The following is a 12,209-nucleotide window of genomic DNA, read 5'->3' on the forward strand; positions in this document are numbered from 1 at the left end:
GTTCATTCATCTTACGATCTTCTTCCCAAATCCTCGCTAAAGCCTTTAATCTCACTTTACTGTTTTTCATGCCCGATATAAAACAAACGTATGTTTAAAAACAAACAAGTGTCCAATATGACCAGCAGAGAAAAACAGATATTGCAGCTTCTGAGACGTGATCCTTTGATCCCACAGCAGGAAATTGCCGATGTTTTAGGTATTAGCCGCTCTGGTGTCGCCGGACATATTATGAATTTAATGAATAAAGGATATATAAAGGGTAAGGGTTATATATTGTCGGAGCACAGCTATGTGGTAACCGTAGGTTCCACCAATATGGATGTCTGCGGTTATGCCTCATCTAAATTAGTGTATGAGGATTCCAATCCGGGGAAAATAAAATGTACGCCCGGCGGGGTGGGCAGAAATATTGCGCAGAATGTCGCCTTATTAGGCCGGGAGTGCCACCTTATTTCCGTCGTCGGTGACGACTTCTATGGCGAAACCTTATTCGAACAGGCAAAGCTGGCGGGGGTCCATGTCGACAGCTTCCATAAATTGCACGGTGAAAATACCTCGACCTATGTCTCCTTACTCGATAACAGCGGCGAAATGCTGGTGGCGATTAACGACATGCGTATCCTCGAGAAACTCACGCCGGCGTTATTGGCCACGTCCAAAGAGTTGATCATGCATGCGGGCGTGTTGGTGGTTGACTGCAACCTGACCGAGGATGCACTGGCCTGGCTATTCGGGCACTCCGGTAGCGTGCCAGTGTTTGTTGACACCGTATCGGCATTTAAAGCGCCCAAAATCCGCCGTTGGCTCTCGCACATCCATACGCTCAAACCCAATCGCCTTGAAGCCGAAATCCTCAGCGGTATGGCGATCCACGGGCCGCAGGATGCGCCGACGGTAGCCAAGTGGTTCCATCAGCAAGGGGTGCAACGCCTGGCACTCAGCATGGGGGCGGCCGGTGTTTATTACAGCGAAATTGATGGGCAAAAAGGCTGGTCGCAGCCGCTGGTCGTCGACATCGTCAATGTGACCGGCGCCGGCGACGCCATGATGGCGGGCCTGGCCCATTGCTGGCTGGAAGATATGACGCTGGCGGATAGCATTCGTTTTGCGCAGGGCTGCTCGGCATTGACGCTGGCATCCGAATTTACCAATAACCCGAACCTGTCGAATGGCAGCGTACAAAAACTGTTGGAGCTACAAGCATGAAAAATAAAATGATTTCCCATGACTATCTGGACATTTCGCCGGAGGTGGCCGAGGCTTTGGCCCACAAACGCCCGGTTGTGGCTCTGGAATCCACCATCATTTCTCACGGTATGCCGTACCCACAGAACGCGCAGACGGCGCTGGAAGTGGAACAAAAGATCCGCGATCACGGCGCGGTGCCCGCGACCATCGCCATCATTAACGGCCGCATGAAGGCGGGATTAAGCCGTGAGGAAATAGAGCTGCTGGGTAAAGAGGGCCATAAGGTGGCGAAAGTGAGCCGTCGCGATCTGCCGTTCATCGTCGCCGCCGGTAAACACGGGGCGACCACCGTGGCGTCAACCATGATTATTGCCGAGATGGCGGGCATTCACGTCTTTGCCACCGGTGGCATCGGCGGCGTGCACCGCGGCGCAGAGCACACGTTTGATATCTCGGCGGATCTGCAGGAGCTGGCACGCACCAATGTCGCGGTGATCTGCGCCGGTGCCAAGTCTATTTTGGATTTGGGGCTGACCACCGAATACCTCGAAACCCACGGCGTACCGCTGATCGGCTACCAGACCCAAACGCTGCCGGCCTTCTTTTGCCGTACCAGCCCCTTCAGGGTCAGCATTCAGCTGGATGCCCCGGAGGAGATTGCCCGCGCCATGGCCACCAAATGGCAGACCGGCCTGGATGGCGGCATGGTGATTGCCAACCCAATCCCGGTGCAGTATGCGGTGCCTGAGGAAAAAATTAATGCCGCCATCGAGCGGGCAGTGCGGGAATCGGTGGAACAGGGGGTTCAGGGCAAGGATAGCACGCCATTTTTGCTGGCCAGAGTGGCTGAATTGACCGGGGGCGACAGCCTGACCGCCAATATTCAACTGGTGTTTAACAACGCCAGGCTGGCTGCGCAAATTGCCTGCTGTTATCAGGAGGCCGCCGCCTGAGACGACGCGTTATTCCTTAAGTTTTACCCTATAAACAACATTAAATAAAAACGCCAGCCTGAAAGGTGGAGGGGAGTGCTTTGCCCTTTTCACCTTTCAGGACAGGTACATTTACATACCCAATGAATTTTCAGCTACGGCTGAAATACCACGGGAATTAAGGGATGGATTTATGGACTTACTACGCAGCCTGTCAGGTATCTGTATTCTTCTCCTTATTGCTTTTATTTTTTCCAACAACCGCAAAAGAATCAGTCTGAGAACCGTGTGCAGCGCATTAATACTGCAGGTGCTGCTTGGTGCAGTAATGTTGTATGTGCCCGCCGGTAAATGGGTGGTTAATGCCATTGCCGGCGGGGTCAATAAGGTGATTTCGTACAGCGATGCCGGTAGCTCATTTATTTTTGGCGGATTGGTCGGCCCGAAAATGAATGTCTTGTTTGACGGCGCAGGCTTTGTTTTTGCTTTTCATGTTCTGCCGGCCATTATTTTTATTACCGCACTGATTTCGATTCTCTATTACCTTGGGGTGATGGGGTGGATGATTAACCTGCTGGGTTATGTATTCCAAAAGATGCTGAGGATCAGCAAGGTTGAGGCTTTTGCCGCGGTGACCACCATCTTTTTAGGCCAAAACGAACTGCCCGCGGTGCTTAAGCCTTTTATCAACAAGATGAGCCGAAATGAGCTCTTTACCGTGATTTGCAGCGGAATGGCGTCGATCGCCGGATCGATGCTGGTGGGTTATGCCGGCCTTGGCGTACCGATTGAATATCTGCTGGCGGCGTCGTTGATGGCGATCCCCGGCGGCATTCTGTTCGCACGTATGCTCAGCCCGGCAACCGAGGCGTCGCAGGTCGAGTTCAGCCAGATGGCGTTCAGTGAAAAACGCCCGGCTAGCATTATCGAAGCCGCGGCCAGCGGCGCGATGCTCGGGCTGAAAATTGCCGTGGGCGTCGCTACTGTGGTAATGGCCTTTGTGGCGTTAATTGCGCTGATCAATGGCCTGATCGGCGGGGTCGGCGGCCTGTTGGGCTGGCAACAGCTTAGCCTGGAAAGGCTGTTCGGTTATTTGTTCTCGCCTTTGGCTTACATCATGGGGGTTAGCTGGGATAACGCAGGGGTGGTCGGCGGGCTGATTGGCCAGAAGCTGGCGATCAACGAATTCGTCGCTTACGTGAATTTTTCAACCTATCTCAAAGACAGCGTCGCGGTGCTCGATCCTAAAACCATCGCCGTCATCTCTTTCGCGCTGTGCGGGTTCGCCAACTTTGGCTCGATCGCCGTGGTGGTGGGGGCGTTCAGCGCGGTAGCACCGGAACGCGCTTCGGATATTGCCAGCCTGGGCCTGCGCGCGCTGCTGGCCGCCACCTTGTCTAACCTGATGAGCGCCACCATCGCCGGGTTGTTTATCGGTCTTGGCGCTTTGAGCGTGACGCTATGATCACGCCCTTTCTTTGGCGTGAGTGTGATTATTTTCCGCGCTAAACTTGCGCATTAGATAAGTGAATACTAATGTATAGTCATGAATGAAAATGACCTCTTCAAAGCGCTGGCGGATCCCACCCGGCGCAGCATCTTCGAAAAACTGGCCGCTGGCGGCATGAATGCCAGCGCACTGCGTGAAGGCATGTCGATCAGCCAGTCGGCGATGTCTCAACACCTGGCCGTGTTGCGGCAGGCGGGCCTGGTGTGCGAGGCGCGGCAGGGCCGTTTCGTCAATTATCAGATTGACCCGCAAGGGTTGGCGGTTATCGCGCAATGGCTGGACAGGTACCGCGCCTTCTGGCCGGCACGCATCGACAGCCTGAACGTTTTGCTAAAGGACATGGATCAATGAACCTGACCGACGCCCAGCTGCCGCCGCTGGTGCTGGAGTATCAACTCGATGCGCCGCCAGAGAAAGTCTGGCGGGCTATGGGGATCCCGGCATTGCGCGAACAATGGTTACCGAATGCTGAACTGGCCGATATCGAACCGGTAGCGATAACGCCGGGCGAAGCAATCAGCTACCGGATGCGTGATGATCGGCCGCCGTACCTTGAGAGCACCGTGACTTTGCAAATTCTGCCCGCCGCCGACGGCGGAAGCCTATTACGCGTCATTCACCGACTCGACGACGCCAGGTTGACGGCCGCGAACGACGGTGGATTGCACCTGATGCGCGCTGCCTGACGCTCAACTCATCATTCCAATCTGAAAACAGGAGTTCACCGATGCGTGAATCGATGCTGCTGGTCCCGATGGTGGTAGAACAGACCAGCCAGGGAGAACGCTCGTTCGACATTTATTCGCGGCTGCTGCGTGATCGCATCGTTTTCCTCAATGGGGAGGTCAACGATCAGGTGGCAGAGATGCTCTGTGCTCAACTGCTGTTTCTTGAAGCTGAAAACCCGGAAAAACCCATAAATTTATATATCAACTCACCGGGCGGGGTGATCACCAGCGGCTTCGCCATCTACGACACCATGCAGTACATCAACGCGCCGGTGCATACATTGTGTATGGGCACCGCTCGCTCGATGGGGTCATTCCTGCTGATGGCGGGAGAAGCCGGCCACCGCATGGCGCTGCCCAATGCCAGCCTGCATGTGCACCAGCCACTGGGCGGTTTTCAGGGGCAAGCGTCAGATATCCTTATCCACGCCGAAGAGATGAAACGCACCAAGCACACCGTGATCCGCCTGTACGCCGAACACTGTGGTCGCAGCTACGAAGAGGTTGAGCGTGCGCTCGATCGCGATCGCTTTATGAGCGCCGACCAAGCGGTGGAATGGGGGCTGGTGGATAGGGTGTTAAGGGCTCGCTGAGAGTGAGAGAATGATTCAGGTCGAAAATTTTGCGTTTTCTGCAAGCCTAGCGTGGGGTCTTATTACTGAGTACGGTAATAATGATCAAGATTGAATAGCTTGATATTTACGGCCATTTTTAAGAGCCCAAAGTTAGCCAGGGTACATTCAGTGATGTGCGCGGGGCTATTGGCACCGTAATAAAAATAATATTCATCTAAATGATAAAACTACTTTTAAAAAAAATTGATTGTCAATTATATAAGCGTTGTTATTTGCATTATTGTTTGCTCGGAGCTATGGTTTTAAATGAGAAGTCAACTCCTGCCCGAATAGCAGATGAATCCCCTTGAGGGAGATGTCAAATGGCCAGATCTAGAATTATTGGCGGTGTAAATATTAATGTTTTACTCGCCTTTGTTTTTGGTGTTGTTTTTTTATCTGTCATTCTTGGTTTAGTCATATTTGTAAAAGATCTCAGTGAAATGGCTCGCTGGGTGATTGTCATTATTATGGCTCTGGCGGGGGCTGGATTTGCGGCCGTTATTCCCGGAGTACTCAATGTAGAACTCCCGTATATTAAGTCTGGAGGTGCGTTGGCCGTGTTGGTTTTAGTTATAATCAATCAACCCAAGATCGTTAAAACCGCTATAGATATTGTGGCCACACAAAAAGACACCACTTCAGTCCTCTCAGAGTATTTGAAAAACATTGATGATGGTCACCTTGACAAGGCTTGGGAATCTTTGGACCAATATGCGAAAATCACCAGTGCAGCTGATAAAAATCTTTTTAAGTCAGCCTATGAGAATGGAAGATATATTCATGGTGAGGTCATTGAGCGAACTCCTCCGTTAGGCAGTGATATGATTATTGATCCACCGGGTTACCCCGCAGGGATTTATCGTGTCATTTCATTTAGAACGAAGTTTTCTGATGGTTGTCGTCAGGAATCCGTATCCGTACGTTCAGACGAGGATAAAAATTGGCATGTTTTTGGCCACAATGTGAGTATAAGTCCTATTCCATGCACAGGACCCATAATACCAAGCCCAATTTCAACGGGAGTGACCCCTAATAAACGGTGAGTTTATAAAAAAGTACTTCTTCGGAGGAGTTATGCATAAGAGCACGAGACGTTTTTCAGTGTTAAAAGGAGTGACTATAGGGGCAAGCCTGCTAGTTGCCTCATACAGCATCCCTGCTCAGCAGATCCTCAACCTCGGCCCCTTACCGGGGGTCGGGCAGATAACCGAGATACTTGAGCCGGGCAACGGACAAGGTTTTTCCGGTTTAGCTACCCTCTATAGGGGGCAGCCAGTGATTTTATACGATAGCGTCTGGATAGAGCGTTTTGGTGGTATTGGCTCACCAGCTTTCCGATTCATTCGCGCGCACGAGTATGCTCATCACTTTCGTGGTCATGTTCTTGCCCAGTACAGTGCACCTCCCCAGACATTGCCAACACTCAGTTATGAGTCGGAACTTGATGCGGATTGCGCTGCTGTAAAATATCTACGTCAGGTGGGGGACTCAGATGCTATTCAAGCAGGCTATCAGATATACCAGACTATGATACCTCCGCAGGATTTGAATGGTCGTCCTGGATCCTTTGTTCGTATTCAAAAAATGAATAGTTGCTAAAATGGGGGCAGGGTGACTCCAGAGGAACGTGATGTTGTTTCAAAGTTTTGGTACACTGTTTGTATAATTGTTTCTTGCGTAACTGCATTGGATGTAGAGAGGGTTTAATGACCAATAACAGAAAAAAAGAGCATGCAACTTATGCTAAACCTTCTCGCTCGGACATTATTCGTTCTGTGGCGACATCAACGGCCGTAGAAACCGGACAACCCTCAGCTAGCATCGAAGCCTCGCTTGAAGCCGCACGCAAGAAGTTCGCACATCTTCGCCTTGCTTAATTCCTTAATCCCTTACTGACCCAGTGTTTCATCGGCTCGTAGTCCATTGACATGCCTGCATGAATAGCCGAGATATACTGGGTTTTGTTCTGCTCCCAGCTTTGATAATCCAGTGGTTTAAAACCAGCCTGAACTGCCATCACATCGGCTAAAAGTCGCGACAAGCGCCCGTTTCCCTCTCTGAATGGATGGATAAGTATCAGCTCGACATGAATTATGGCGATAGCGGTGATGAGTTGTTCTTCGTTCATGCTGCTACATGGGGTGTAATGCGCAAGATACTTGGTGTCGAATTCATCCAGCAATTTTGACAATTGTGCTGAGGGTGCAAACATAAAACCACCCTTGCAGATATTCACCGTTCTTTCCTGTCCAGCCCATTCGTAGATGTTACCTAACCAGCGGCGGTGCCAGCTTTTTAGGAGAGCTACGCTGAGTTGCCCTTCCGGAAACTGTTCTTCAAAAACAGACTGGTAGAGTTGTTCTAATAGGACAAGTTCAGCCTCATCTATCTCATCGGAAGCTGCAATACCCAGCTTATTGGCCAAAACCTGCTCGCCAGACTCTTTCTCATATTGGCCTTCGTTGCCGGAAACGTCGTATCGGCTCATGAGTATGCTCGATAATGGTGACTGGTTGAGGTGAAAGTATAACGTTCAGTGAGGATTGTAACAATAATCGTAAAATCAGATAGTTAACAAAATGTAGGTTGAAGTGTGGCTTTTTCTTGTTACTAACAAAAAATACTTACTTATCAAGATGTAAATGCCAATGCATTATGGTTTAAGAAACATCAATATTGCTGTATATGCTTCCTACCCATTCATCTGCAACCACTCTTTGGCGATAAGCTCAAAGGTGTTTGATATGTTCTGGATGTTACGGATCTTATCTAGCTGACGAGCCTGCGCCGGGTTGATTCTTTCTGCGACTTGCTTACGCGCTTATGAGTTAAGATTCTATGAAATAAAAAATCCACGCAATAGCGTGGATTTTTTAGAGTTTTATCGTTGTCATGAAGCCCAATGAAGCCTCACGAGACAACAGATTTTATTTAGACGTTAAACAAGAAGTTCATCACGTCGCCGTCTTTAACGATGTAGTCTTTACCTTCTGAACGCATCTTGCCGGCTTCTTTGGCTCCTTGTTCACCCTTGTAGGTGATGAAGTCTTCAAAAGCGATAGTCTGTGCGCGGATAAAGCCTTTTTCGAAGTCGGTGTGGATCTTGCCGGCTGCCTGCGGGGCGGTAGCGCCGACCGGGATGGTCCAGGCGCGGACTTCTTTCACACCGGCGGTGAAGTAGGTCTGCAGGTTCAGCAGCTCGTAACCGGCGCGGATCACGCGGTTCAGGCCCGGCTCTTCCAGGCCCAGTTCGGCCATGAATTCTTCGCGATCTTCGTCCTCCAGCTCGGCGATGTCGGATTCTACCGCGGCGCACACGGCAACCACAACCGAACCCTCGCCCGCAGCGATTTCACGCACTTTGTCCAGGTACGGGTTGTTCTCGAAACCGTCTTCGTTGACGTTGGCGATGTACATGGTTGGCTTCAGCGTCAGGAAGCTCAGGTAGCGGATGGCCGCCTTGTCTTCTTCGGACAGATCAAGTGCGCGCAGCATGCCGGCGTTTTCCAGCTGTGGCAGGCATTTTTCCAGGGCTGCCAGTTCTGCTTTCGCGTCTTTGTCGCCGCCTTTGGCTTTCTTCTGCACGCGGTGGATCGCGCGTTCGCAGGTGTCGAGATCCGACAGCGCCAGTTCGGTATTGATGACGTCGATGTCGTCAGCCGGGTCAACTTTGTTGTTAACGTGGATGATGTTGTCGTTTTCGAAGCAGCGAACCACGTGGCCAATCGCTTCGGTTTCGCGGATGTTGGTCAGGAACTGGTTACCCAGGCCTTCACCTTTGGATGCGCCCTTGACCAGGCCGGCGATGTCGACGAATTCCATGGTGGTCGGCAGGATACGCTGTGGCTTGACGATCTCGGCCAGCTGGTCCAGACGCGGATCGGGCATCGGTACCACACCGGTGTTAGGTTCAATGGTGCAGAACGGGAAGTTGGCTGCTTCGATACCCGCTTTGGTCAACGCGTTGAACAGGGTGGATTTGCCTACGTTAGGCAGGCCGACGATACCGCATTTGAATCCCATGTTGTTATCACCTTAAATATCTTAACTATCAGCCGGTTAGGTTTAACCCGCTGCATAAAGGACGAAATAATGGCGCCATTATACACGTAATGGCCGTTTTTCTCGATCTGGCTGTGTGTGATGGGTAAATGGCCACGCATTGCCGGTTTTTGATTGAGATTTAGATCACATTTACACATACTGACACTTCTGATTAACCTACAGGAAACGTGCCGGATGTCCTTCTTGCCCAGTCCACCCTAAGCTCTCCCCCTCCTGAGGTTTGCCGCGCCCTGCGGCCTTGGTTCCCGTGCTGCGGGAATGTGTTTTATCTGTCAGAAGTGAATAATCCATGTTTAACCTGAACAATTTCAGGCTGTCGGCCGTCAAGAACGAGGTGCTGGCGGGCTTTGTGGTGGCCGTTTCCATGATCCCGGAAGCGGTTGGCTTTTCGCTGGTTGCCGGGCTTTCTCCGATCGTCGGATTGCACACCGCTTTTATTATCGGGCTGGTCACCGCGCTGTTTGGCGGTAAGCCGGGTATGGTGTCGGGTGCGGCCGGTTCAATCGTGGTGGTGCTGATGAGCCTGGCGGCGCAGTACGGCATGGGGTACGTGCTGTGGGCGACGATTTTTGCCGGCGTTATCCAAATCCTGATCGGTATTTTCCGCCTGGGCAAATTTATCCGACTGGTGCCGCTGCCCGCGGTTCACGGCTTCGTGAACGGGCTGGCGATTGTCATTATGCTGGCGCAACTGCATATGATTGCCGGGCAGGGGCCGCTGATGTATGGGCTGGTGGCGCTGGCGATCCTGGTGGTTGTGTTCTTCCCACGGTTGACGCGCGTTATCCCCGCGTCGCTGGCAGCGCTAATCGTGGTATCTGCGCTGGCAATCGGCTTTAACCTGCAAACGCTACGGGTCGGCGATCTGGCGGACATTTCCGGGGCATTACCGCACTTTAGCCTGCCGATGGCGCCTTTTACCCTGGACATGCTGAAAGTGGTACTGCCATACGCATTGGTGATTGCGCTGGTAGGGTTGATCGAATCGCTGCTTACCATGACGGTGCTGGATGAAATGGGCGGCAAGAAAGGCAACGGCAACCGCGAGAGCATCGCTCAGGGGGCCGGCAACGCGGTTTGTGGCCTGTTTGGTTGTTTCGCCGGTTGCGCAATGATTGGCCAGTCGATCATCAACTTCACTTCAGGCGGGCGTGGGCGCATTTCCGGCGTGGTTGGCGCGATACTGCTGATCCTGTTTGTGGTCAGCCTGTCGGGCTATATCGGCCTGCTGCCGGTGGCGGCGCTGGCCGGGGTGATGCTGGTGGTGTGTTACAACACATTTGAATGGAGCTCGCTGCGCCGTCTGCGCCGGATGCCGAAAGCGGATGCGCTGGTGATGTTGCTGGTGACCCTGATTACCATCTTTACCGATCTGGCGATGGCGGTGATCAGCGGGGTGATCATTTCGGCGCTGGTATTTGCCTGGCAGCAGGCACGTATTCGCGTGCGTCAGCATCGGGTGGAAGGAGAGGTGGCGGTGTATCAGCTGGACGGGCCGCTGTTCTTCGGGTCTGCCACGGCCTTTGCCGAACTGTTCGAACCCAAAAACGATCCGCAAAATGTGGTGCTGGATTTTGCCGGTACCCGGGTGATGGATTCCAGCGGCGTGGAGGCGATTGATAAGCTGACGGCGCGCTATCTGGCGGCGGGGAAAATCATTCGGCTACGTCATCTGAGCGGTGACTGTGTACGCCTGTTGAAACAGGCCGGCCCGTTTTGCAGCCATGAACTGGACGATCCGCAATATTACGTGGCGGAAGAAGGTTACCAAACCGATGACGCTAACGTCGGCGAAGAAACCTTCAAACTACGTACCTAAGCACGACAGCAGCGGGCACGATGCCCGCTGCAACGTTTATCAGGCCTGCGCCTTGAAGCTGTGCAGGCGACGAACGGTTTTTTCCAACCCGTCAGTCAGCAGCACTTCCGTACAGCGTGCGGCTTCATCGATCGCTTCATCAATCATTTTTTGCTCGCTGGCCGGCGGCTTGCCGAGTACGAAACCCACCACTTTGTTTTTATCGCCCGGATGGCCAATGCCGATACGCAAGCGATAGAAATTCGGGTTATTGCCAAACTTGTTCTGAATATCCTTCAGCCCGTTGTGGCCACCGTTGCCGCCGCCCAGTTTGATCTTGGCAACGCCAGGGGGAATATCCAGCTCGTCATGCGCCACCAGGATCTCGTCCGGCTCGATGCGATAGAAATTGGCCATCGCCAATACCGCTTTGCCGCTGAGGTTCATAAAGGTGGTAGGCACCAACAGCCGCACGTCGTTACCGGCCAGGTTCAGTCGGGCGGTGTAGCCGAAGAATTTGCTCTCTTCTTTTAGCTGCTGGTTATGGCGCTGGGCCAGTAAATCGACGTACCAGGCGCCGGCGTTGTGCCGCGTCTGCGCGTATTCAGCGCCCGGATTCGCCAGGCCGACTATCAATTTAATACTGCTCACTGGGAGATTCGCTATGATCGATATAATGGAAAGGGCAATAGTCTACCTGTCGACGCCATGAATGACAAAATCCTGATATGCCCGTTCGTGCATTGACGAAACTATATACAGAAAAGAGAATAATTCATTAGCGGAATCATTCAATTTGATCGCTAATAGACTCATTCTGGTAAAGTTTTGTCATGTTTTCTTTACCATTTGTGATCGTCTCCGCAATCACCCTGTCCAACCTGAGACTATACTTAACTAATCAAAGTGGGTTAATCAGTTAGAGAGTTATCCCGGTTGGCACATGGCACTATGGAGGTGGCATATGAAACGTAGAAACGCGGACAGAATGGGCAACTTTTTTATGGGGCTGGGCCTGGTCGTGATGATCGGCGGCGTCGGATACTCCATTATTGCTGAAGTTTCCAAGTTCAACCTGCCGCAGTTTTTCGCCCATGGCGCAATCATGAGTATCTTCGTGGGGGCGTTGTTGTGGTTGGTAGGTGCGCGTATTGGCGGTCGTGAGCAGGTAGCGGATCGTTACTGGTGGGTAAAACACTTTGATAAACGTTGCCGCAACGATCATCATCGTTCGTCGCATTGATTAGAAAGAGAGAAGGGAGCAGGTATTACGGCAAAGGAGTCGTGCCGCGCATTAAGGCTTAAGGTCATGTTTGACTACCCGTAGAAAACCCGTTGCTGCAGATGCACCAACGGGTTTTTCTTTTT

At 52.1% G+C, this 12,209-nt stretch carries 14 protein-coding genes; 11 read left to right on the forward strand and 3 right to left on the reverse strand.

What is annotated here, in order from left to right:
- Nucleotides 1–90: 90 nt before the first annotated feature.
- From H5P17_RS17290 to H5P17_RS17330, 9 genes are all read left to right on the forward strand, one after another.
- Nucleotides 91–1,209: a PfkB family carbohydrate kinase gene (locus H5P17_RS17290; protein ID WP_182824245.1), complete on the forward strand. Its 1,119-nt coding sequence runs from the start codon at nt 91–93 to the stop codon at nt 1,207–1,209.
- Nucleotides 1,206–2,144, forward strand: coding sequence for a pseudouridine-5'-phosphate glycosidase (locus H5P17_RS17295; protein WP_182824247.1), 939 nt, complete (start codon nt 1,206–1,208; stop codon nt 2,142–2,144). The genes H5P17_RS17290 and H5P17_RS17295 overlap by 4 nt, the downstream gene beginning before the upstream one ends.
- Nucleotides 2,145–2,316: 172 nt before the next feature.
- Nucleotides 2,317–3,588 (forward strand): NupC/NupG family nucleoside CNT transporter, encoded by a 1,272-nt coding sequence (locus H5P17_RS17300; protein ID WP_182824248.1) that lies wholly within the window; start codon nt 2,317–2,319, stop codon nt 3,586–3,588.
- An 81-nt stretch (nt 3,589–3,669) separates the two neighbouring features.
- Nucleotides 3,670–3,984 (forward strand): helix-turn-helix transcriptional regulator, encoded by a 315-nt coding sequence (locus tag H5P17_RS17305; RefSeq protein WP_182824250.1) that lies wholly within the window; start codon nt 3,670–3,672, stop codon nt 3,982–3,984.
- Nucleotides 3,981–4,319 carry an SRPBCC domain-containing protein gene (locus H5P17_RS17310; RefSeq protein ID WP_182824252.1) on the forward strand — a complete coding sequence of 113 codons (339 nt, stop codon included), beginning with the start codon at nt 3,981–3,983 and terminating at the stop codon, nt 4,317–4,319. Before H5P17_RS17305 ends, H5P17_RS17310 begins: the two co-directional genes overlap by 4 nt.
- A gap of 41 nt (nt 4,320–4,360) precedes the next feature.
- Nucleotides 4,361–4,954, forward strand: coding sequence for an ATP-dependent Clp protease proteolytic subunit (locus H5P17_RS17315; RefSeq protein WP_182824254.1), 594 nt, complete (start codon nt 4,361–4,363; stop codon nt 4,952–4,954).
- A gap of 344 nt (nt 4,955–5,298) precedes the next feature.
- Nucleotides 5,299–6,021, forward strand: coding sequence for a DUF4019 domain-containing protein (locus H5P17_RS17320; RefSeq protein WP_182824255.1), 723 nt, complete (start codon nt 5,299–5,301; stop codon nt 6,019–6,021).
- A gap of 31 nt (nt 6,022–6,052) precedes the next feature.
- Complete coding sequence (locus tag H5P17_RS17325; RefSeq protein WP_182824257.1) at nt 6,053–6,577, forward strand: hypothetical protein; 525 nt, start codon at nt 6,053–6,055, stop codon at nt 6,575–6,577.
- Between the two features lie 107 nt (nt 6,578–6,684).
- Nucleotides 6,685–6,855 carry a hypothetical protein gene (locus H5P17_RS17330; protein ID WP_182824259.1) on the forward strand — a complete coding sequence of 57 codons (171 nt, stop codon included), beginning with the start codon at nt 6,685–6,687 and terminating at the stop codon, nt 6,853–6,855.
- On the opposite strand, the gene H5P17_RS17335 is transcribed toward H5P17_RS17330, so the two are convergent.
- Nucleotides 6,852–7,466: a Fic family protein gene (locus tag H5P17_RS17335; RefSeq protein ID WP_182824267.1), complete on the reverse strand. Its 615-nt coding sequence runs from the start codon at nt 7,464–7,466 to the stop codon at nt 6,852–6,854. The two genes, H5P17_RS17330 and H5P17_RS17335, sit on opposite strands and share 4 nt — an antisense overlap.
- 443 nt (nt 7,467–7,909) lie before the next feature.
- Nucleotides 7,910–9,001, reverse strand: coding sequence for a redox-regulated ATPase YchF (gene ychF / locus H5P17_RS17340; protein ID WP_020826439.1), 1,092 nt, complete (start codon nt 8,999–9,001; stop codon nt 7,910–7,912).
- A 331-nt stretch (nt 9,002–9,332) separates the two neighbouring features.
- On the opposite strand from ychF, the gene H5P17_RS17345 reads away from it, so the two are divergent.
- On the forward strand, nt 9,333–10,862 hold the full coding sequence (locus H5P17_RS17345) for a SulP family inorganic anion transporter (protein ID WP_182824269.1): 1,530 nt from the start codon (nt 9,333–9,335) through the stop codon (nt 10,860–10,862).
- Nucleotides 10,863–10,901: 39 nt separating this feature from the next.
- Here H5P17_RS17345 and pth read toward each other — a convergent pair whose 3' ends face one another.
- Complete coding sequence (gene pth, locus H5P17_RS17350; RefSeq protein ID WP_020826441.1) at nt 10,902–11,492, reverse strand: aminoacyl-tRNA hydrolase; 591 nt, start codon at nt 11,490–11,492, stop codon at nt 10,902–10,904.
- Between the two features lie 313 nt (nt 11,493–11,805).
- Here pth and ychH point away from each other — a divergent pair, with 313 nt between their 5' ends.
- Complete coding sequence (gene ychH, locus H5P17_RS17355; protein WP_044549961.1) at nt 11,806–12,084, forward strand: stress-induced protein YchH; 279 nt, start codon at nt 11,806–11,808, stop codon at nt 12,082–12,084.
- The last annotated feature ends 125 nt before the right edge of the window (nt 12,085–12,209 follow it).

The organism is Serratia sp. OS31 (genome assembly GCF_014164835.1).
GTDB classification, from domain to species: Bacteria; Pseudomonadota; Gammaproteobacteria; order Enterobacterales; family Enterobacteriaceae; genus Serratia; species Serratia liquefaciens_A.